This window comes from Streptomyces sp. NPDC053426, assembly GCF_055585405.1.
On the sequence record NZ_JBVJKE010000003.1, the window covers coordinates 509,765 to 529,983 of the forward strand.

20 protein-coding genes and 1 tRNA gene are annotated in these 20,219 nt (G+C 71.0%); 12 read left to right on the top strand and 9 right to left on the bottom strand.

Annotated features, from left to right (window positions below; genetic code table 11):
• Positions 1-108: 108 nt before the first annotated feature.
• The 6 genes from ACZ62B_RS09305 (at position 109) to ACZ62B_RS09330 (ending at position 5,452) form a co-directional block, all read left to right on the top strand.
• A complete protein-coding gene (locus tag ACZ62B_RS09305) occupies positions 109-840 on the top strand; it encodes a hypothetical protein (RefSeq protein WP_344559795.1) in 732 nt (243 codons plus the stop codon).
• 114 nt (positions 841-954) lie between these two features.
• On the top strand, positions 955-1,500 hold the full coding sequence (locus ACZ62B_RS09310) for a sigma-70 family RNA polymerase sigma factor (RefSeq protein ID WP_469689628.1): 546 nt from the start codon (positions 955-957) through the stop codon (positions 1,498-1,500).
• Between the two features lie 136 nt (positions 1,501-1,636).
• Positions 1,637-2,209: a hypothetical protein gene (locus ACZ62B_RS09315; RefSeq protein WP_344559793.1), complete on the top strand. Its 573-nt coding sequence runs from the start codon at positions 1,637-1,639 to the stop codon at positions 2,207-2,209.
• A gap of 14 nt (positions 2,210-2,223) precedes the next feature.
• Entirely contained in the window at positions 2,224-3,483 is a 1,260-nt protein-coding gene (locus ACZ62B_RS09320) for a peptidoglycan-binding protein (protein WP_469689597.1), read from the top strand.
• The gene (locus ACZ62B_RS09325) at positions 3,480-4,226 is read left to right on the top strand and encodes an ABC transporter ATP-binding protein (RefSeq protein ID WP_344559789.1); all 747 of its coding nucleotides are present in this window, start codon (positions 3,480-3,482) and stop codon (positions 4,224-4,226) included. The genes ACZ62B_RS09320 and ACZ62B_RS09325 overlap by 4 nt, the downstream gene beginning before the upstream one ends.
• Positions 4,223-5,452: an ABC transporter permease gene (locus tag ACZ62B_RS09330; RefSeq protein ID WP_468721728.1), complete on the top strand. Its 1,230-nt coding sequence runs from the start codon at positions 4,223-4,225 to the stop codon at positions 5,450-5,452. Before ACZ62B_RS09325 ends, ACZ62B_RS09330 begins: the two co-directional genes overlap by 4 nt.
• A gap of 77 nt (positions 5,453-5,529) precedes the next feature.
• On the opposite strand, the gene ACZ62B_RS09335 is transcribed toward ACZ62B_RS09330, so the two are convergent.
• On the bottom strand, positions 5,530-5,883 hold the full coding sequence (locus ACZ62B_RS09335; protein ID WP_344559785.1) for an SH3 domain-containing protein: 354 nt from the start codon (positions 5,881-5,883) through the stop codon (positions 5,530-5,532).
• A 270-nt stretch (positions 5,884-6,153) separates the two neighbouring features.
• On the opposite strand from ACZ62B_RS09335, the gene ACZ62B_RS09340 reads away from it, so the two are divergent.
• Positions 6,154-7,818 (top strand): sensor histidine kinase, encoded by a 1,665-nt coding sequence (locus ACZ62B_RS09340; protein WP_469689601.1) that lies wholly within the window; start codon positions 6,154-6,156, stop codon positions 7,816-7,818.
• Here ACZ62B_RS09340 and ACZ62B_RS09345 read toward each other — a convergent pair.
• The 6 genes from ACZ62B_RS09345 to ACZ62B_RS09370 all read right to left on the bottom strand — a co-directional run bounded on the left by ACZ62B_RS09345 (position 7,787) and on the right by ACZ62B_RS09370 (position 12,499).
• Positions 7,787-8,494, bottom strand: coding sequence for a response regulator transcription factor (locus tag ACZ62B_RS09345; protein WP_344559781.1), 708 nt, complete (start codon positions 8,492-8,494; stop codon positions 7,787-7,789). The genes ACZ62B_RS09340 and ACZ62B_RS09345 overlap by 32 nt on opposite strands.
• 102 nt (positions 8,495-8,596) lie before the next feature.
• The gene (locus tag ACZ62B_RS09350) at positions 8,597-9,448 is read right to left on the bottom strand and encodes an SCO4651 family lipoprotein (RefSeq protein ID WP_344559779.1); all 852 of its coding nucleotides are present in this window, start codon (positions 9,446-9,448) and stop codon (positions 8,597-8,599) included.
• Positions 9,449-9,790: 342 nt separating this feature from the next.
• Positions 9,791-9,865, bottom strand: a tRNA-Leu gene (locus ACZ62B_RS09355).
• A gap of 50 nt (positions 9,866-9,915) precedes the next feature.
• Complete coding sequence (locus ACZ62B_RS09360; RefSeq protein ID WP_344559777.1) at positions 9,916-10,620, bottom strand: 2-phosphosulfolactate phosphatase; 705 nt, start codon at positions 10,618-10,620, stop codon at positions 9,916-9,918.
• Between the two features lie 88 nt (positions 10,621-10,708).
• Entirely contained in the window at positions 10,709-11,824 is a 1,116-nt protein-coding gene (locus tag ACZ62B_RS09365; RefSeq protein WP_344559775.1) for a MerR family transcriptional regulator, read from the bottom strand.
• 510 nt (positions 11,825-12,334) lie between these two features.
• Positions 12,335-12,499, bottom strand: coding sequence for a hypothetical protein (locus tag ACZ62B_RS09370; RefSeq protein ID WP_344559773.1), 165 nt, complete (start codon positions 12,497-12,499; stop codon positions 12,335-12,337).
• 245 nt (positions 12,500-12,744) lie between these two features.
• Here ACZ62B_RS09370 and ACZ62B_RS09375 point away from each other — a divergent pair, with 245 nt between their 5' ends.
• The 4 genes from ACZ62B_RS09375 (at position 12,745) to ACZ62B_RS09390 (ending at position 16,738) form a co-directional block, all read left to right on the top strand.
• The gene (locus ACZ62B_RS09375; protein WP_469689604.1) at positions 12,745-13,773 is read left to right on the top strand and encodes a hypothetical protein; all 1,029 of its coding nucleotides are present in this window, start codon (positions 12,745-12,747) and stop codon (positions 13,771-13,773) included.
• Between the two features lie 463 nt (positions 13,774-14,236).
• Positions 14,237-15,538: a TrkH family potassium uptake protein gene (locus tag ACZ62B_RS09380; RefSeq protein WP_468883193.1), complete on the top strand. Its 1,302-nt coding sequence runs from the start codon at positions 14,237-14,239 to the stop codon at positions 15,536-15,538.
• On the top strand, positions 15,531-16,220 hold the full coding sequence (locus ACZ62B_RS09385; protein WP_468883134.1) for a potassium channel family protein: 690 nt from the start codon (positions 15,531-15,533) through the stop codon (positions 16,218-16,220). The genes ACZ62B_RS09380 and ACZ62B_RS09385 overlap by 8 nt, the downstream gene beginning before the upstream one ends.
• A 194-nt stretch (positions 16,221-16,414) precedes the next feature.
• Positions 16,415-16,738: a hypothetical protein gene (locus ACZ62B_RS09390; RefSeq protein ID WP_344559765.1), complete on the top strand. Its 324-nt coding sequence runs from the start codon at positions 16,415-16,417 to the stop codon at positions 16,736-16,738.
• Between the two features lie 89 nt (positions 16,739-16,827).
• On the opposite strand, the gene ACZ62B_RS09395 is transcribed toward ACZ62B_RS09390, so the two are convergent.
• Complete coding sequence (locus ACZ62B_RS09395; RefSeq protein WP_469689607.1) at positions 16,828-17,169, bottom strand: hypothetical protein; 342 nt, start codon at positions 17,167-17,169, stop codon at positions 16,828-16,830.
• 119 nt (positions 17,170-17,288) lie between these two features.
• The gene (locus tag ACZ62B_RS09400; protein ID WP_468890016.1) at positions 17,289-18,299 is read right to left on the bottom strand and encodes a PucR family transcriptional regulator; all 1,011 of its coding nucleotides are present in this window, start codon (positions 18,297-18,299) and stop codon (positions 17,289-17,291) included.
• 766 nt (positions 18,300-19,065) lie between these two features.
• Here ACZ62B_RS09400 and ACZ62B_RS09405 point away from each other — a divergent pair.
• The coding region (locus ACZ62B_RS09405) for a flotillin family protein (protein ID WP_469689609.1) at positions 19,066-20,219 on the top strand (1,154 nt) is incomplete at its 3' end.

Below are 20,219 nucleotides of genomic sequence, written 5' to 3' on the forward strand. Positions count from 1 at the left end.
TATGAACGCATTTTTCCCATCGGCGTGAACCAATGCGCCCCCGGACTCGTTGGATCCTTCGGATTCCGTCGATTCCGCTCCGCCCGTGTGAGGAGGGCAGCAGCAGCCATGGTCCGCTTCGAAGTGCACATCTCCGACGAGGGGTTCGCCGGCATCGACGGGGAGCCCCTGGTCCCCGACGCGGGCCGGTCCGTGCACGAGGCCGTGCTGGACCGGCTGCGGCGGTACGCGGAGGAGCGGGGCGCACCGGTCGAGGCGACGGTGAACGACGGACCCGGCACCACCCACTTCGTCCTCCAGGTCGCCCCCGACGGCTCCAGCCGAGTCGTCATCCCCGCGGACCCGGCCCCGGACCGGCCCGCCGCGGGGGCGCCGCCCTCCGCTCCGCTGCCGGCCGACCTGGCCGAAACCGTCACCCGCATCAACGCGTTGACGTCCGACGGCCGGCTCGACGAGGCGTCCGCCGCCGCGACCGCGCTCCGCGGGAACCTGACGGCCTCCCTGGGCGCCGAGCACCCGGACACCCTGGAGGCGCGGGCGATGGAGGCGTACCTGGCCCATCTGCGCGGTGACCACCGCGAGGCCACGGTGCTGGCCCTGGACGTGGCCCGGACCCTGTGCCGGACCGGCGACGCGCAGGCCCCCGCGGCGGTGGCGCGGGCGGCCGCCGCCTGGCGACGGCTGGACGACGACCGGGTCGCCGTCACCCACGGACGCGAACTCCTGCGGCTGTGCGACAGCCTGCACGACGAGGGCCTGATGCCTCCCGAGCACGCCGACCTGGCCCGCCGGGTCCGCAGGCGGCTGGAGAAACTGACGACCCGATGTACGGGGTCGTAAACCGCACGTCAAACGAATGTGGAACGTTCCCAGTGAAACTCCGTCCCACGGAGGCCCCGGCCCGCGGTCCCCCCCATGACCGGGCCCGGACACCCCAAGGAGCGGGAGCACACCATGAACGTGACGGTCATCGGGTCGGCGAACGCGCCCTCACCCGAGGAGCGGGCGATGCGTGACCTCTACGTGGAACACGGCCCGGCGCTCTACGCGTACGTGCTGCGCATGCTGGGCGGCGACACGCACCTCACGGAGGACGTCATCCAGGAGACGTTGCTGCGCTGCTGGGCCAAGCGGAACCTGGCCGACGACGAGGGCATGGCCGTACGCCCCTGGATGTTCCGCGTCGCCCGCAACATCGTGATCGACGCGCACCGTATGCGCACGGCCCGGCCCGCGGAGATCGGCGGCGTCACCTGGCTCGCCGAACTGGGCGCCGAGGCGGACGACGTCGACCGCGTGCTGTCGTCCATCGTCCTGCGCGACGCCCTGGGCGCCCTGTCCCCCGCCCACCGCGAGGTCCTGGAGGCCACCTTCTTCGCCGACCGCAGCACCCAGCAGGCGGCCACCACCCTCGGCGTCCCCCAGGGCACGGTGAAGTCCCGCGTCCACTACGCCCTGCGCAGCCTCAGAACGGTCCTGGAGGAACGCGGGGCGCGCTGAGCGGGCCGGCCGTGATGCCCGCCCGCGGTCGCATCAACGGCTGACAGGTTCTTCAAGGGTTCTTCATCGACGCCGTCCTACGGTCGGTCTGCCCGCCGCGTCCGCGGACGGGTTCGGCAGGAGAGCGGGAGAACCGGTGAGGGCGAATCGGGTACTGCTGGCCGCGGCGGCCTCGGTCGTGGCGCTGGCGTTGACCGGCTGCGGGGGCGACGAGGGCGACTCGGACATCCCGACGGCCGCGAGCGGCGGCGCGGCCACGCCGTCCGCCGGATCGGACGCTCAGGGCGGCGGGGACGACGTGGCCGCCTATGTGCAGGCGCAGCGCGAGTACGTGAAGTGCCTGCGGGAGAACGGGGTCGACGCCCCGGACCCGGACGAGAAGGGGACCATCGACTTCGGGGACAACCTGGACCTGAAGAAGGACGCGAAGTTCCGGGCGGCCACGGAGAAGTGCGCCGAGTACCTGGCGGCCGTGCCCGAGAGCATCGAGAAGGGCAACCAGTCCAAGCTCACCGCCGAGCAGATCAAGGTGAAGCAGCAGTACGCGAAGTGCATGCAGGAGAACGGCGCCGCCGACTTCCCCGACCCGGGCCCCGACGGCCTCGGACAGGGTGAATGGGACCAGAGCTCCGCCGGTGCGAAGCGGGCCATCCGGATCTGCGGGCCGATCGTGGGTGTTCCGGAGAACCCGGGCCCCGGCAAGGGCTGACCGTGGCGGATACGGTGACACGGATCGATGACGAGTCCGAGGCGGTGCCCGAACCGCCGCGCGGCGGACGGGGACGGCGTACGGCGCTGATCGCCCTGGCCGTGGTCGTCGTGGCGGCGGTCGCCGTGGTGGGCGCCCTGGGCCTCGGCGGTGGTGAGGACGAGAGCGCGGACGCACCGCCCCGGACCGGTTCGCTGGTCGAGGTGGTCCGGGCCACGCTGACCGAACGCACCGAGGTGGACGGCCAGTTGGGGTACGGCACGGAGATACCCCTGCCGGTCAAGGCGACCGGGACCGTGACCGGGCTGCCCGAGGCGGGGGCCACGGTGAAGCGCGGCGACACACTGCTGCGCGTCGACGACCGCCCGGTGGTGCTGCTGTACGGGTCGCTGCCCATGTACCGGGACCTGGGGCTGACCGCCACCGCGTCCGGGGGAGACACCGCACCCGAGGGCGGCACCACGGCCTCCGGCGAGGGCAAGACGGACGGCGGGACCGGCGGCGGCGCCGCCGCGAGCCCCTCCGCGCCGCCGGCGCCGACGGACACGGGGGCCGCCGCGGTGACGGAGCTCAAGGGCATGGACGTCCTGCAGTTCGAGACGAACCTGGCCGCGCTCGGCTACACCGGCTTCACGGTGGACGAGACGTTCACCGACGGGACGGCGGACGCCGTCGAGCGGTGGCAGAAGTCGCTCGGGATGCCCGAGACCGGCAGGGTCGGCATCGGGGACGTCATCTACTCCGCCGGCAAGGTGCGGATCGGCCGGCCGGGCGTCCGGCTGGGCGAAGCCGTCACCGAGAACGCCCTCACGTACACCGGTACGGCACGCAAGGTCGTCGTCGACGCCTCGGCCGCCGACGCCTCCTGGGCCGTACGCGGCGCGGCCGTCCGGGTCCGGCTGCCCGACGGCAAGACCGTACGGGGCGAGGTGGCGTCGGTGGGCAGGCAGGCCAGTGCGCCCGAGGGCGGTTCCGGTGAGGACGGTTCGGGGCGGGGCGGGGCGACCGTGCCGGTGACCGTCACCATCGAGGACCAGAAGTCCGTGGGCCGGCTGGAGAGCGGCCCCGTCACCGTCGAGTACGTCGGACGCGAGGCCAAGGACGTGCTGACCGTGCCGGTCGCCGCGCTGGTGGCGCTCGCGGAGGGCGGGCACGGGCTGGAGACGGCGGACGGCGGCTTCATCGCCGTGAAGACCGGGCTGTTCGCCGACGGCAAGGTGGAAGTGAGCGGTTCCGCGGTGCGCGCGGGACTGAAGGTGAGGATTCCCGAATGAGCGGCGGAGACCGGGCCGTCGTCGAGTTCGACGCCGTCTCGAAGACGTATCCGGGCCCGGTGGCCGCGGTCCGCGACGTGAGTCTGCGGATCGGACGCGGGGAACTGGTCGGGGTGGTCGGCCCGTCCGGCTCCGGCAAGTCCAGCATGCTCAACCTCATGGGCAGCCTGGACCGGCCCACTTCGGGCCGGGTCCTGGTCGACGGCCACGACGTGGCGAGACTGTCCGACCGCGAGGTCTCCGCGCTGCGGGCCACCCGGATCGGCTTCGTCTTCCAGCAGTTCCACCTCGCGGTCGGGGTACCGGTCCTGGACTCGGTGGCGGACGGACTGCTCTACGCGGGCGTCCCGATGCGGCGGCGCCGGGCCAGGGCCGCGGCGGCGCTGGACCGGGTCGGGCTCAGCCACCGCGTCCGGCACCTGCCCCACCAGCTCTCCGGCGGTGAGCGGCAGCGGGTCGCCGTGGCCCGTGCCGTGGTCGGCGGGCCCTCGGTGCTGCTCGCGGACGAGCCGACCGGCAACCTCGACTCCGCGTCGGGCGCGGCCGTACTCGCCCTGCTGCGCGAACTGCACGCGGCCGGCACCACCGTCGTGGTCATCACGCACGACCGCGAGATAGCCGCACAGCTCCCGCGACGCATCGAGATGCGCGACGGACGCGTGGTCACCGACACGTCGGCCGATACGCCGGTCGGCACGTCCACCGACCCGTCGGCCGGCCCGTCGATCGGGGTGACCCGATGACGGACGGCACCCCCGGACCCTCCCGGCGGGAACCGGGCGACCGGCTGCGGGCCGCCCGGCTCGGGCCCGCGGACGTCGTACGGCTCGGCGGTACGGGGCTGCGGACGCGTCCGCTGAGGGTCTTCCTCTCGGCGCTCGGCATCGCCATCGGCGTCGCCGCGATGATCGCGGTGGTCGGCATCTCCGGCTCCGGACAGGCGGAGGTGGACCGGCGGCTCGACGCCCTCGGCACGAATCTGCTGCGGGTGGCCCCGGGCGAGTCCCTGACGGGCGAGAAGGCCGAACTGCCGTACGAGGCCGTCTCGATGGTCCGTCGTATCCCGCCGGTGCGGCAGGTGGCCGCCACCGGCGCGACCGACGCGCACGTCTACCGCAACGACCACATCGCCATCGGCCGGACCGGCTCCCTGACCGTGCTCGCGGCCGGCACCGATCTCCTGCCGGCCGTCGGCGGGCAGGTCCGCAGGGGCCGCTGGCTGGACTCCGCGACCGACGAGTACCCGGCGGTGGTGCTCGGCGCCACCGCCGCCCAGCGGCTCGACGTGTACACACCCGGTACCCGGGTCTGGCTCGGCGGCCGCTGGTTCTCGCTGATCGGCGTCCTCGATCCGGTACCGCTGGCGCCGGAACTCGACGGCGCCGCCCTGGTCGGATGGTCGGCGGCCCGGACCTATCTGGACTTCGACGGGCATCCGTCGACGGTGTACGTCCGCGCGGAGGACAGCCGGGTCGCGGCGGTACGGGCGGTGCTCCCGGCCACGGCGTATCCGGAGAAGCCGGGGGAGGTGCGGATCTCACGGCCCTCCGACGCGCTCGCGGCCCGCGAGGCCACCGAGTCGGCGCTGACCGGGCTGCTGCTCGGTCTGGGCGGGGTCGCCCTGCTCGTCGGCGGCGTGGGCGTGGGCAACACCATGGTCATCTCGGTACTGGAACGGCGTCCCGAGATCGGTCTGCGGCGCGCCCTCGGGGCGACCAAGGGCCAGATCCGTACGCAGTTCGTGACGGAGTCACTGCTGCTGTCCCTCATCGGGGGCCTCGGCGGAACGGTCCTGGGGACACTGATCACGGCGGGATACGCCCTCAGCCGCGACTGGCCGACGGTGGTCCCGGCGTGGGCGAGCCTGGCGGGCATCGCCTCGACCCTGGCCATCGGCATGATCGCCGGCCTGTACCCGGCGGTCCGCGCGAGCAGGCTGTCCCCGACGGAGGCGCTGTCCGGCACGTGAAAGCCGCCGGGTGTCCCCGGCCGGGGACACCCGGCGGCGCGCATCACTGCGTGGTGCCCGGTGTGACGAAGGGACCGTCAGAAGCCGCAGTGGACGTAGCTGCCGCCGTCGCTCAGCAGGTCGTCACGGATCCAGCCGGTGACACCGGTGGAGTCGTTTCTGACGTAGGTCCAGGTGTAGTTGTCGTTGCCGACGGTGTAGCAGTGGTAGTCCAGCGTCTGGCTGCTGTAGGCGACGCCCTTGATGGCGCAGCCGGTGCTGGAACCGCTGCGCTCGTTGGCCCCGTCGGCCGTCTTGCCCCACGAGCTGCCGTCCTTGTCGGAGACGTTCGTGCCGCACGAGGCGTGCGCGGCGGCCGGCGTCGCCAGGGACAGCGGAACCGCCACGGCGACGGCCGCGAGCACGGGCACGAATGCCGCGAGTCGTTTCATGATGTACCCCCTGTGTGTCGTGTTGTCACTGCCGCGTCCGCCGCCGGACGAGACCGGAGCGAAGGCGGTGGCCTCCGCATCTGCAGGGATGCGAGCGGCCGTATGCACGATCACACCCGAATTGAGGTGAAGAAATGCTTCCGTTGAGGAGTGACCGCTTTTCGCTCATGAGGGGCCCAAAAACATCAAATTGACAGGAATAAGCCATTCCTGGTGGGCGTTGGCCGATGACGCCCTCTTGAATTCCGGAAACGATCGAGGGGAGACACGGTGAGCTTTCGGCTTCGCGTCCTCGGCATGCTCATGCTGGTGGCGCTGGCCGCCACCGCCGCGACCGCATGGCTGACGCTGCGCCAGGCCAACCGCCAGGTCCAGGAGACCGTCACGGCCGGGGAGCAGGAGGTCTCCCGGATCACCGGCGCACTGCGGGCGTACGGGTTCGCGCACGGCACCTGGGAGGGGCTGTCGCCCACGGTGGCCGGGCTCGCCCGGGACACCGGCCAGCGCATCCGGGTCGTCACGGAGACGGACGTCCTGCTCGCCGACTCCGACGCCCTCGCCGGCCGCGACCCCCGCCCGCCGAGCAGCCGGCCCGCGGTCCTGGTCGACCCGCGCCCCGTCCTGCGGTTCCCGGAGGGCCAGGCACCGCGGATCTCGGTGAAACTCACCGCCACGGCGATCGCCGACTACCGCGCGACCGTGGCGTACGCGGCCTGTCTGACCGGGGCCGGAGCGAAGCCGACGGCCGCCGCGAACGACATCGGCGTCCCCCGGATCAGCACCGGCCGGCGGCCCGCGCAGTGCCCCGAGCCGAAGCCGGGGGAGAACCCGCCGACCACACAGGACATCGACGCGGTCCAGCCGTGCGGGGCCGAACGGCGGCCCACCGCCTGTCTGCAACGGGCGTTCGGCGAACGGACCGCTTCCGTCGCCCCGCCCCGCCTGGAGATCCGCCTCGGCGTCCGCGACGAGTCACCGCCCACCCTGGCCGCCGCGCCCACCGTGGCCGTCGCGATGGGGGTCGCCCTCGCCGCCGTCCTCGGCGCCCTGCTCCTGAGCAGGGCCGTACTGCGCCCCGTCCGGGCCATGACACTGGCCGCGAAGGGCCTCGGCGAGGGCGACCTGGAACGCAGGGTCCCCGTCTCCGGCCGGGACGAGATCGCACAACTCGGCGGCGCCTTCAACCGCATGGCCGACTCCCTCCAGGCGGGCGAGGAGCGCCAGCGCCGCCTCATCGGCGACATCGCGCACGAACTGCGCACCCCGCTGGCCAATCTGCGCGGCTATCTGGAGGCGCTGCGGGACGACGTCGTCGAACCGACCCCCGAACTGCTCGCCTCCCTGCACGAGGAGGCGCTGCTGCAGCAGCGGATCGTGGACGACCTCCAGGACCTCGCACTGGCGGAGGCCGGCGCGCTCACCTACCACCCCGCCGAGGTCGATCTGAGGGAGCTGCTGGAGACCGGCCGCACGGCCCACCGCGCCCAGGCCGACGCGGCGGGTGTCACGCTCGAACTGGAGGCGCCGGGCCCCGTGTTCGTGACCGCCGACCCCGACCGGCTGCGTCAGGTCGTCGGCAACCTGGTCGGCAACGCGGTGCGGGCGACCTCGGCGGGCGGCAGCGTGACCCTGGCCCTGACACCCCGGCGCGAACTGGCCGTCGTGGAAGTGCGCGACACCGGCAAGGGGATAGCGGCGGAGGACCTGCCGCACCTCTTCGACCGCTTCTGGCGGGCGGACGCCTCCCGGGGCCGGGCGACCGGCGGGAGCGGCCTGGGCCTGTCCATCGCCCGCCAGATCGTCACCGACCACCGGGGCACGATCGAGGTGCGCAGCACCGTCGGGGCGGGCACGACGTTCACCGTCACGCTGCCCATGGCCCCGGGCGGCGGACGTGCGGACGTCAGGAGGACGCCGGGTCCGGACCGTCGTTGAGGCGGTAGCCCCGGCCGTACACCGTCTCCAGATGGCGCGGGCGCCCGGGGTCCGCCTCCAGTTTCCGGCGCAGGTTCATCACATGCGCGTCGACGGTCCGCTCCTGCACGTCGTGGTCGAAGCCGAAGACCCGCTCGATGATCTGCGCCCGGGTGAAGACCCTGCCCGGCTCCCGGGCCAGCGCCTCCAGGATGGCGAACTCCTTGGCGGTCAGCACCACGGGCCGCCCCGCCACCCGCACCTCGAAGCGCGCGGTGTCCAGCACCACCGCGCCGACCCGCAGCACCGCGGGCTCCGCCGGCCCGGCGGCCTTCCGTGACCTGCGCAGCAGCGCCCGCACCCGCGCGGTCAGCTCGCGGGGGCTGTAGGGCTTGGTGAGGTAGTCGTCGGCGCCCAGGTCGAGGCCGAGGAGCATGTCCTCCTCGGTGGTGCGGGCGGTGAGGAGAAGAATGGGGACATCGGACTCGGCCCGCAGGATGCGGCACACGTCGAGCCCGTCGACCAGCGGCAGCATCACATCGAGCACGATGAGATCGGGTTTCGACGAGCGGGCCTTCTCCAGCGCCGCCCGGCCGTCACCCACGACCTGCACCGCGTTGCCTTCCCGCTCCAGGTAGATCCGGACCAGCCGGGCCTGCTTCTCGTCGTCCTCGGCCACCAGAATCCGAGCGCTCACCGATTCTCCCCCAGCAAGATCCTCCGCTCCCCCGAACGCTAGTACACCCGGCCCCGCCCCCGGCCGCTGTTCGCGGCGTGGCGGGCCCTCGCCGGCTCGGGCTCAGCCCTCCTGGGCGTCGTCAGGGAGAGCGGCGGTGTCCTCGGCCGGCGGGGCCTCGATGGTCACGGGCCGGTCGACGTCGAGGAAGGTGACGGTCAGGTCGAGCGGTCCGCCGCCGGTGCTGGTGTCGGGGCCGGTCCGCATGCCGTCGATCCGGGTCCGCCACCGGAACTGCTTGGCGCGGTCGTCGCCGTCGATCCACAGGTCCATGGTGAGGGTGTCGGGGACGCGCAGCCCCACGAACTGGTCGAAGCTTTCGATCAGACGTTCCCGGGCCGCCTCGTCCGGGGCGGCGTCACGGGCGGCGCGCAGACCCTCGGAGGTGACCGTTCCCCTGTAGTGCGTGGTCCTGGTGCCGTCGACCGTCTCGGTCCCGACCACCCGCACGTCCTTGGACCCGGTCAGGAGGGTGGACTGCACGACCGGGCTGCTCTCCAGCTGACGGGGCAGCACGCCGTAGGAGTCGTTGTCCACGGTGAGGCCTCCCCACACGGCCGGGTCCGCCCTGAACCACCGCTTGCCCTTCACCGCCTCGCCGACGTACATCACCTCGTCGACGAACCGGACCGGCAGCGGGCCGTCCCCGTCCTGACCGGCCGTGCTCATCTCCATGCTCATCGCTGGCGGGTCCGTCCTCATGAACGCGTCGGCCTCCAGCCGGCCCGTCCCCGGCACGGTCCCGGTGATCCGGTAGTGGAGCGACACGATGTCCGCGGAGTTCGCCGCCGCCTCGGCCACGGCCGACGCGGGCGTCACCCCGGACGGCTCCCCCTTCCCGGAACCACTCCCGCCCTCACCTCCGCAGGCCCCCGCTCCCCCGGCGACCAGTACGGCGGCGAACGCCGCGCTCATCACTCCGCGCGGTACGGAACCAGACGATGGATTCCCCACGATTCTCCCCGGTGGCAACGCGGTTGGCCTTTGTCAGGGCTGTGAGGGTATCCCGGTGCGTGTTCCGCGACCCGCCGGATTCCCGCGGGCGCACGAGACGGAAGCCGGAGGCCGAGAGGACCGAGTCCGGCAGGAGCCGGTGTGCGGGACCCGGTCGATCGCGATGGGCACGACGGAGCGCGACTCGACGGTGCCCCCTTGCTCTCGTCCCTTTCCCCGGCCGCTCGATCGAGACGTGGGACGCCGAAGGCGGATGGCCGTCACCGGCCACGGAGCCGGGCCGACGGGCGGGGTTCCGGAGGGGGCGGGGCGGTCGGATTCGAACCGACGTCCTCCGAGATGCTGTCGCGGCGCACTACCTCTGTGCTACGACCCCGCCTTACGGGTGATCATACGTGCCTGCCCCGCGGCGGGTCGGAGTGCCCGAGTCAGGCCGGAGCCTCGCCGGCCGGCGAAGGCGCGGCGCACGGACGCAGGACCATCAGCGAGTCCTCCGAGGCCGCCACCATGGCGAAGGGGAACCGGTCGAGCTCAAGGCAGAGCGCGACGTCATCGGGGTGGGCTCCTTGGCGTACGCCCTCCGTCAGTTCGGCGGCGGCTCGCGACTCGCCGGCGCGGCGGAGGAACTCGGCCGCGTCCGTCCTGCCGGCCTCGGTGGCCCTCCGGGCGATGTACTGAGCGCACGCCAGGTCCTCATCGGCCCGCCCGTCCTCGCCGGTGACCACGAACGTGACACTGTCGCACTCACGTGCCCGCAGGAGCCGGGCCGTCGCCTCCGCGACCACGAAGCCGGCGCACAGCACCAGCGACGCCTCCTTGACCGCGAGGGCGCCGACCGTCCCCGCCGTGGTCTTCTGCACGACGGTCCGTCCGCCGAGGTCGACGGACCGCAGCAGACCCGGTGAGTTGACCATGTCGAACCCGTCCGCCGGCGCACCGTCCTTGAGCGCCACCCAGTCCGGGTGGCGAGCCTTGAGCGCCAGGGCCTCGTCCAGCGACCCGGCGAGAACGATCTTCTCCGCCCCCTGGCCGAAGGCCCATGCGGCCACCGTGTAGGCGCGCATGACGTCGACCACGACCGCCACAGACGGGGCTTCGACCAGTTCGGAGATGCCGAGGAAACGAGCGTCCATCCGGTCATGATCACGCATGCCCGGCCCGAAGCACCCGGACGGTGACGCGCATCACGCCGACGGGCATGGGGGGGACCCGCACGGGGGTTCAGGCCACGAGGAGACGCAGGCCCAGCTCTGCCGCGTCGAGGGCGACGAGGTCCCTGTTGCGTTCGGCCCACCGGCCCGAGGAGAGGTCGTCGCGGAGGCCGTCCACCGCCCGCTGCTCGGCCCGCGGCCCGACCCTGGTCCATACCGAGACCGCGCGGCGCACGTGTTCGTCCAGGTACGCCTCGGGCCGGCGCCAGTAGGCCTCGAAGAAGCCGTCGGCGCAGTCCCACGGGATGAGCACCGGCTCCGCGCGGCCTCCGATCGCGCGGGTCATGTCGGCCGGCGAGGGCCAGCCGGCCAGAAGACCGGCGAACTCGGGCAGGTAGTCGCGGGTGAGCCAGAACCGCTCGAGCCAGCCGGGCGTACTGGCGTCGTAGGTGAGCACCACCACGCGCCGGGCCACCCGCCGCATCTCGCGCAGCCCGGCGATCGGGTCCGGCCAGTGATGAACGGTACTGACCGCCATCGCGGCATCGAAGGACCGGTCGGGAAACGGCAGGCGCTCCGCACTGGCGGCCACGCACCGCGCCGCACCCGCGGGACGCTGCGCCCGCATCACCGCCGACGGTTCCACCGCCGTGACCTCGCGGTCCGTCGGCTCGTAGGAGCCGGTGCCGGCCCCGACGTTCACTACCGTCCGGGCGTCCCCGAGCGCCTCCCAGATCCGCGCGGCGATCCGCGGCTCGGTGCGCCGCGTCGCCGGGTACGCCGACCCGATGAAATCGTACAACTGCGCGCCGAACATCTTCAGTTGATCCTCCGGAGTCGTCCTGATGCCCATGGCCCGTGCCTCCAGTTCCTTGTCGATGGCCGCCACCATGGCGGCGGTGCGATCGCGTTGCTCCCGCAGCAGGCCGCGCAGCCGCCGCAGACGCGCGACCGCGTCGATGGCCGGATCGTCCACCAGGGCCGCGATCTCGCGCAGTCCGAAACCGAGACGCCGGTAGCCGAGCACCTCACGCAGCCGCTCCACATCGCCGGCCGAGTAGGCCCGGTACCCGGCCGCGGTCCGCGCGGACGGCTTCACGAGGCCGATCGCGTCGTAGTGGTGCAGCGTGCGGACGCTCACGTCGGCCAGCTCGGCCACGCGCCCCACGGTCAGGTGCTCCTCCATGTCCCGACCATGCGGCATGACGCCACGTGAGGGTCAAGCACCTCGCTCCCCGTACCGCGCCCGGCTCCACCGCGGCGCCGGCCATGTCCGCGTGGACCTGCGGACAGGCGACGCTCCCAGCCCGACCACGATCAAGAGCGACGTCGGCCGCGGCCCGTCGAAGCCGAACCTGCGCGACCGTGTCCAGGACTGCGGCCCCGGCCGTACTCGTTCGGAAAATGCGACAAGGGCCCGATCCTCAGAGAGGATCGGGCCCTTGACCTGGTGTTCCATCTGTCGAGGTGGCGGGATCTGAACCCACGACCTCTTCGTCCCGGACGAAGGACACGCACGCGCCCTAGCTGCCATCATCGATGATTGTGCAGGTCGGAGCGTCGCTCTTCGTAGGTCTGAGGTGGCCTCGGAGGGGTTCTGGGAGAAGATCCTCTCCCGGATTTCTCCCACGGGCAGCGAGGGGGCGCGGCGGCATCACCTGACCGTGTGCATTACACGGGCGAATGTGCGCCTGTTTCAGGCCGCCTTGGCGGGAGCCCCACCCGCCGACCGCTCGGTTCGGACTTGGCGGCAGACGCGCACCACCTCGTCGAGGACGCCGCGCGGGTGGTCCGTCTCCAGGATGAGTGCGGCCACCATGTCCAGGGCTTCGTCGATCTTCCCTTCCGTGTCCTTCTTCACCACTCCCGCGGGCACGTACGCGGCAGAAAGTGCTCGAATCCGTCGTTCCGGGCCTTCCCTGCTGTCTTGCCCGAAAGGCGGCAGGTGAGTGGCCGCCCGGCGATCACAGCAGTCGAGCTTTCACGGTCGCGGCCCTCTCAAGTGATGCTCATTACGTAAAGGAAATGTGAGGGTTCTGCAACCCTTTGCTTCTTCGGTCGGTCCTGCTTGGTGACGCATCGGTCATTTCCTCCTCTGAGGTGCACATGAAGATTCGCCGTTCCCTGGCTCTTGCCGCCGCGACGGCCGTGATGGCCCCGGCCGCTCTGCTCGTGGCCCCGGCCGCCTACGCGACGGACGACGGCCCGTCGTCCTCCGCCGGCGAGACGGTCACCACCGAGGAGGAGTCCGCGCCCGCGGCGGACGACACCGCCCCGGCGGTCGAGGACACCACTCCGGCTGCGGAGGAGTCGACGCCGGCAGCCGACGAGTCCAGCCCGGCTGCCTCCGAGCCGGCCCCGCTCGGGGCCTCGTCTTCGGCGACCGTGTCCACCTCTCCCTCGACTCCCGATTCCTCCGCCGAACTCGGCCCGGTCGAGTGCAGCGATGAGGACATGACGTTCGACGACGACCTGCGCACCGGACTCTCCGGCCTGCCTTCGAAGATCGTGGCCGGCAGCGGTTTCCACGGCTTCGAGCTGAACGTCGACAACAAGGGAAGCCACGCCTACCAGCGCGTCGACCTCGGCGTCTTCGCCGCCCAGGTCGACGAGAACGACTTCTTCGTCGACACCGGCTACCTCACCCTGCAATACAAGGACCCCGCCACCGGCACGTGGACCGACATCTCCCTCGACGAGGAGGACGAGGGCGCCGGTTACCTCGGCTACACCGACATCAAGGCCAAGGAGTCCTTCTCCATCGACCTGCGCCTGAGCGTCGACAAGAAGGCACCCTCCGGCCTCGGCTTCGCCCTCAGCATCGGCATGTACGCCGACGACGAGGGCAACTGCGTCTACTCCGGTGACGACGGCTACTACGAGTTCGACATCCTCGCCGTCGGCTCCGCCCCGGCCGACACCGGTGACGCCAAGCCGCAGGGCGGCAGCAAGCCGCTGCCGACCAAGCCGGTGGGCAACACCCAGATCGACCCGCAGGGCCGCCTCGCCGAAACCGGCTCCAACTCCGCACTCCCGGCCATCACCCTCGCGGGCGGCGCCGCCGTCGCCCTCGGAGTCGGCACCATGTTCATCGTGCGCCGCCGCAAGAGCACCAACACCGGCGCCACTGCCTGACACACAAGCCTCACGGACCAGGGCCGTGGCTGCCCGAAGCCGGCCAGCGGTCGGAGGGACGGTTGGATCGGGCACCAGATGTCGGGAGGCCGAGACGGATGAGCCGGGAAATCCGTTTCGGCCCTCCCGGCCATCCGGTAGAGCCGGACGGGGTGGTGAGTCGGCCAGGCGGCATCCCTGCTCCACCGCCCAAGCCCTCTGTTATCGGCTCAACGGCCGTTCCGGATCGGCTGGTCAAGCTGATGTCGGTAGGGCGACAGTCACCGTCGCCGCAGGCGGAGCGCAGCGCTCCACTTCTGCCTGGCCAGTTTCTACCGGGTGGACACGACACAGGGTCTGTTGTCGAGAACCGTGTGGGTGTTGTCTATCGTCTCCCAGTGCGAACAATCGTGGTGCCCGTCCGCGGAGCGGAGGGCTTGTTGTGGTGACGCGCCAGTGGCCGCGTCTCAGGCATCCGGCGCAGGTGGTCGTGGCCGGCTTCGCCACCGCTGTCGCGGTCGGAACCGGTCTGCTGATGCTGCCGGTCGCCAAGGCAGGGCCGGGCGGCGCGAGTGCGGTGGAGGCGTTGTTCACTTCCACGTCCTCGGTGTGTGTGACCGGTCTGATCGTGGTGGACACCCCCGTCTACTGGAGCGGGTTCGGGCAGGCGGTGATCCTGGCGCTCATCCAGGTGGGTGGCTTCGGCATCATGACCTTCGCCTCCCTGCTGGTCCTGCTGGTCTCCCACCGCATCGGCCTCAAGGCACGCCTGACGGCCGCCGCGGAGACCAAGACCCTGGGGCTGGGCGATGTCCGCTCGGTCGTGACCGGTGTGGTCAAGGTCAGCCTGCTGCTGGAGGCGGTCACCGCGCTGGTGCTGACCCTGCGGTTCGCCACCGCCTATGACGAGCCCTGGCCGCGGGCGGTGTGGCTGGGCGTCTTCCATGCCGTCTCGGCGTTCAACAACGCCGGATTCGCGCTGTACTCCGACAGCCTGATGGGCTTCGTCACCGATCCCTGGATCTGCCTGCCCATCGCGCTGGCGGTCATCGCCGGCGGGCTGGGCTTCCCGGTGCTGTTCGAGCTGCGCCGCCGCTGGCGCCGGCCGTGGGCCTGGTCCCTGCACACCAAGATCGTGCTGTGGGCCTCCGGGATCTTCCTGGTCGGCGGCAGCGCCTTCATCACCGCGATCGAATGGTCCAACCCGGCCACCCTTGGCCCCCTCGACACCCCCGGAAAACTGCTGGCCGGGTTCTTCCAGGGGGTCATGCCGCGTACCGCCGGCTTCAACAGCCTCGACACCTCCCAGATGAACCCCGCGAGCTGGCTGGGCACGGATGTGCTGATGTTCATCGGCGGCGCCAGCGCCGGCACCGCCGGCGGTATCAAGGTCACCACCTTCGCCGTACTGTTCTTCGTCATGTACGCCGAGATCCGCGGCGAGGGCGCGGTCAACATCTTCCACCGCCGCCTGCACGGTGACCTCCAGCGTCAGGCTCTGACCGTGGTGCTGCTGTCCGTGGCCGCCGTCGCCGTCTCCACCCTGGCCTTCGTGGTCTTCACCGACCACAGCCTGGACCAGTCATTGTTCGAGACCACCTCTGCCTTCGCCACCGTGGGACTGTCCACCGGCATCACCGCGAGCCTGTCTGCCGGTCTGCAGTTGCTCCTGATCGCGCTGATGTTCATCGGCCGGCTCGGCCCCATCACTGTCGCCTCCGCGCTCGCCCTGCGTGCCCGTGTCCGCCTGTACGACCTTCCCGAGGAGCGACCCGTCATTGGCTAGGAAACCCAGCCCCAAGAAGCGGCGCGGCGGCCCGGAGAGCTCCGTCGTCGTGATCGGCCTGGGCCGCTTCGGCCGCGCCCTGGCCCTGGAACTCGTCGACGAGGACACCGAAGTCCTCGGCATCGACGAGAGCGCCGAAGTCGTCCAGGCACTCTCCGGGTCTCTCACCCACGTCGTGCGGGCCGACTCCACCAAGGAGGACGCCCTGCGCCAGCTCGGCGTCCACGAGTTCGAGCGCGCTGTCGTCGCCATCGGCACCGACCTGGAAGCCAGCATCCTCACCGCCTCGCTGCTGATCTCCTTCGGCATCGAGAACGTCTGGGCCAAGGCCACCAGCGAAGCCCACGGCCGCATCCTCACCCAGCTCGGCGTCCACCACGTCGTCTACCCCGAACACGACATGGGACAGCGCGTCGCCCACCTCGTACGGGGCCGCATGCTTGACTACATCGAGTTCGAAGACGACTTCGCCATGGTCAAAACCAACCCGCCCACCGACATCATCGGCCTCCCCCTGTCCGACAGCGCCGTCCGGACCCGTTACGGCATCACCGTCGTCGCCATCAAACGCCCCGGCGAAGGCTTCACCTACGCCACCGCCGAAACCGTCGTCGAAGCGGACGACACCATCATCGTCGCCGGACGCACGCGGGCAACCGAACGGTTCAGCGAACTCCAGTGAGTAGCTGTTGTCCTTCCGGACGTGATCGGTGGGTTTTGCCGGTCGGCGTCGGTGCAACGACGGCAGTGAAGACGCGCGGGGATTGCCTGGTACCGCCATGGTCAGGCACTACCGGGTCCGGCGAGCATGTGGGCATCTTCGGACCGGACGTCACTCTCGTTCCGGACCTCACCTGATGGAAGCGGAGCGGCCCTATGGCGTGGGTGGTAGGAACGGGCGTACTCATAGGTCTGCTGGCGGTCGCATCGGGAATCAGCACGCTCCGGACAGGGTGGCTCCTGCCGACGGCGCGCCGTCACGTCACCAGGCCCCGGCTCCACGGCTTCGGTGCCCTACTCGTGGGCGCGTCCGTCCTTCTGCACAGTCTCTTCTACTTTCACATCCTGCCGAGCGTTTCTTGGGAGGTCCGCTTCTTCGGCGGAAACGCCCTTCTGCTGGCAGGACTTCTCCTTATTGCCCTCAGCCAGCTACTGCCGCAGCGCCGGAACTCCGACCACGCCGGCCTGCCAGGAAACTGAAGGAGGTCGGAGGATCGCGGCCAGAGCCATGGGCGGATCGCTGCAGTGGTGACGGTGCCGTGGAAGACGTAGGCCCTCGAAGACGCCCCCTAGTGCTGCGGTCGCGCAGGCTCGACGCGGCCGACCTCCCGAGCCGCTTTGTCCTTGCGCTCCGAGAGCAGGAACAGGACCACGGCGGCGGCGATGGGGACGAAACCGGCATTGGTGCAGGCCGTGACGGTTCCGTAAGAGGCATCGGTGATCCGGGGGAGGACGTTGAGGAGTGCGAAGGCGTAACAGCACAGCGAACCGTAGGCGCGGAGCCGCATCCCGGCCTGTCGCTTCCGCAGCCACGGCGGTGTCCACCCCGCCAGGACCGCTGTCGACATCGGCGGGATGAGCGCGGTCGACACGACCACCGCCATCCAGTGGCACAACGGTTCGCCGTTCAACCCGCCCCCTCCGTGTGTGGCTACCAGCCCATGGAGGGGAGCTGAGCCCCGTCCCTGCGGATGTCCGGAGTTCCCCGGTGATGCGTCCTGCTCGGTTTCCGAGCCCTGCCGGCCCGTGCTCACACGTCGTCGGGCCAACCGAGCAGTCGGGCACCGATCACCGCTGTCTGCAAGGTGTACCGGTGGACGGAGTCGGAGGGGTCGGCACCGGTCAGTCTGTGGATGCGTTCCAGTCGGTAGGTGAAGGCTCGCACGCTCAGACCGAGACGCCGTGCCGCCTCTGCGGCGACGCAGCCCGCGTCGAAGTACGCCGTCAGCGTCTCGACCAGCGGACGAGCGCCACCGCGCGCGTCCTGCAGCGGCCCGAGGGCGCTTTCCACGAGGTCTGCCATCGCCTGCCGGTCCCGCGTCAGGACCGGGTAGACGAGAAGATCGGCCGCGCGCAGCACCGGCTCCTGGATGTCCAGCCGCTTGGCGAGATCGAGGGCGTTGAGGGCCTCTTCGTAGGAGTGGACGACCCCACCGGCGCCCGGGTGAGGACGCCCGATGGCGACCCGCCCTCCGTCGGTGGCCGCGTATGCCTGTTTGGCGAAGAACGACAGTACGTCGTCCTGTTCACCGGGCGCGATGCAGACCAGTCGGCCGTCCTTGGTCGTGAGCAGGATGCGTCGCTCGCCGAAGCGGGCGACCACGGCACTCTCCACCTGCCGGGCGGCAGGGTGGGTGTCCTCGACCGGCGTCCCGCCCTGGGCGACGGCGACAGTGTGGGCACGGGAGAGCAGCAGGCCGAAGTGCTCGGCGCGCTCGGCGAGGCGACCGAGGTCGCTGCGTCCGTAGAGCAGGTCGTCGATGAACTCCCGGCGTACCGCTTCCTCCTGCCGTACGGCGAGCAGTTGGGCGCGCTCGTGTCCCTCTGCGAAGGCGTCGATCGCCTGCTCGACGGCGGCGAGTACGTGGCCACCCGACGTGGGCGCCAGCGTGGGCCAGGTGTCGCGGGCCACGGACACGTGCCGGCGTACGAGAGCCCGCAGCCCGAAGCCGGCTTCCGCAGCGCGCTCACCACGGGCTCGCAGAGACTCCAACTCCTTGCGGGTGAGGCGGCGGCCCGTCGCACATACCTCGGCCAGCATCTGGGCGTACCCCTCCAGATAGGCGTCGGGTATCTCCCGTCCTGCCACTGGTCCTCCTGTTTTCTTGACGCCTTGCGAACGTTCTCCTGACGCGCGCCGGACAAGAGTGACAGATCGTGGGGGCGCGAGGTGATACGGAGGGGGCGCCGATCCGGGAGACGAGGACAGACGGCCGTACCGCGCGGAAGGCATGACACCGCCCCGGGATCGTGGCCGTGGTCCTTCCGTGTGCTGTGCACCTCCGCCTTCCCCGGAGATGAGCGCGGTCACGTTCCGCTCGTGCCGTCGCCCGGCATCAACAGAGCGTAAAAATTGCCGTATTGCGGCAATGCGGCATGGAGCATGCCTAGGTCAAGATGGGTGCGGCAGAAACAGGGGGTGGCCCCGATGCCGGGGCCCGGCAACGGGCGTCGGCACCGGGACCCGTGGACCGGATCGGAGGTGAGGACGTGGCACGGGTTGACGATGCCGCCGTACAGTTCCTCACCTTCCCCGGCATCACGCCCTCGGTGGCCGGGCCCTGCGCACCGTCGGCGCTCCTGTCAAGCCGGGACGGGGCACGGTCGCGTGCCTTTCCTGCCGGGCTGGGCCACGCATACCGCGGGCGGCGACGGCTGGGCACGGCGAGCAGTTCACCGTACGACCCCGGCAGTCGCCACCACCGCGGCTGAGCCGTAGCCGACGCGGACGCGTCCGCCCGCAGCCGAACGAGCCGCCCCGCCTCTTCGCGGAGGCGCCAACTCTTCGCAGACTTCGAGGACTTCCTATGGATTACCGCACCCTGGGCATCGGCGTGCTCGTTTGCGTCCTGATCGCAGCCGCTGTGCTGTTCGTCGTCGCCCGGTTGTTCCGCAAGGTGGAGCAGGGCAAGGCGCTGATCGTCTCCAAGATGCGCAAGGTCGACGTGACCTTCACCGGGCAGGTCGTGCTGCCGGTGCTGCACAAGGCCGAGGTGATGGACATCTCGGTGAAGACCATCGAGATCACCCGGGCCGGCAAGGAAGGACTGATCTGCCGGGACAACATCCGCGCGGACATCCGGATCTCGTTCTTCGTCAAGGTCAACAAGACCGTCGACGACGTCATCAAGGTCGCCCAGGCCGTCGGCACCGCGCGGGCCAGTGACCGCAACACGCTCCAGGAGCTGTTCCACGCCAAGTTCTCCGAGGCGCTGAAGACCGTCGGCAAGCAGATGGACTTCACCGACCTCTACACCAAGCGCGAGGAGCTGCGGTACCGGATCATCGAGGTCATCGGCGTCGACCTCAGCGGCTACCACCTCGAGGACGCGGCGATCGACTACTTGGAGCAGACGCCGCTGACCCAGCTCGACCCGGCCAACGTCCTCGACGCGCAGGGCATCCGCAAGATCACCGAGCTGACGGCGGTGGAGCACGTCCGCACCAACGAGGCCCAGCGCAACGAGCAGAAGGAGATCACCCGGCAGGACGTCGACGCCCGCGAGGCGATCCTGGAACTGGAGCGCCGGCAGGCCGACGCAGAGAGCAAGCAGAAGCGGGAGATCGAGACCGTCCGCGCGAGGGAGCAGGCCGAGACGGCGCGGGTGGTGGAGGAGGAGCGGCTGCGGGCGCAGTCCGCCTTCCTCAAGACCGAGGAGCAACTGGGTATCCAGCGCGAGAACCAGGGACGCGAGGTCGCGGTCGCGCAGAAGAACCGTGAGCGGGTCATCGCCGTCGAGAGCGAGCGCATCGAGAAGGACCGCCTCCTCGAGGTCATCGCCCGCGAGAGGGAGACCCAGCTGACCCGGATCGCCGCCGACAAGGAGGTCGAGGCGGAGAAGCGGGAGATCGCCGAGGTCGTCCGCGAGCGGGTCGCGGTGGACCGTACGGTCGCCGAGCAGGAGGAGTCGATCAAGAAGCTGCGGGCGGTCGAGGAGGCGGAGCGGCAGCGGCAGGCCGT

Bases quoted from the DNA above. Each gene is read 5' to 3' on its own strand.
- ACZ62B_RS09305 (WP_344559795.1), top strand. From the start codon at position 109: ATGGTCCGCTTCGAAGTGCACATCTCCGACGAGGGGTTCGCCGGCATC.
- ACZ62B_RS09310 (WP_469689628.1), top strand. From the start codon at position 955: ATGAACGTGACGGTCATCGGGTCGGCGAACGCGCCCTCACCCGAGGAG.
- ACZ62B_RS09325 (WP_344559789.1), top strand. From the start codon at position 3,480: ATGAGCGGCGGAGACCGGGCCGTCGTCGAGTTCGACGCCGTCTCGAAG.
- ACZ62B_RS09330 (WP_468721728.1), top strand. From the start codon at position 4,223: ATGACGGACGGCACCCCCGGACCCTCCCGGCGGGAACCGGGCGACCGG.
- ACZ62B_RS09335 (WP_344559785.1), bottom strand. From the start codon at position 5,883: ATGAAACGACTCGCGGCATTCGTGCCCGTGCTCGCGGCCGTCGCCGTG.
- ACZ62B_RS09350 (WP_344559779.1), bottom strand. From the start codon at position 9,448: ATGAGCGCGGCGTTCGCCGCCGTACTGGTCGCCGGGGGAGCGGGGGCC.
- ACZ62B_RS09360 (WP_344559777.1), bottom strand. From the start codon at position 10,620: ATGGACGCTCGTTTCCTCGGCATCTCCGAACTGGTCGAAGCCCCGTCT.
- ACZ62B_RS09365 (WP_344559775.1), bottom strand. From the start codon at position 11,824: ATGGAGGAGCACCTGACCGTGGGGCGCGTGGCCGAGCTGGCCGACGTG.
- ACZ62B_RS09375 (WP_469689604.1), top strand. From the start codon at position 12,745: ATGAAGATTCGCCGTTCCCTGGCTCTTGCCGCCGCGACGGCCGTGATG.
- ACZ62B_RS09390 (WP_344559765.1), top strand. From the start codon at position 16,415: ATGGCGTGGGTGGTAGGAACGGGCGTACTCATAGGTCTGCTGGCGGTC.
- ACZ62B_RS09400 (WP_468890016.1), bottom strand. From the start codon at position 18,299: ATGCTGGCCGAGGTATGTGCGACGGGCCGCCGCCTCACCCGCAAGGAG.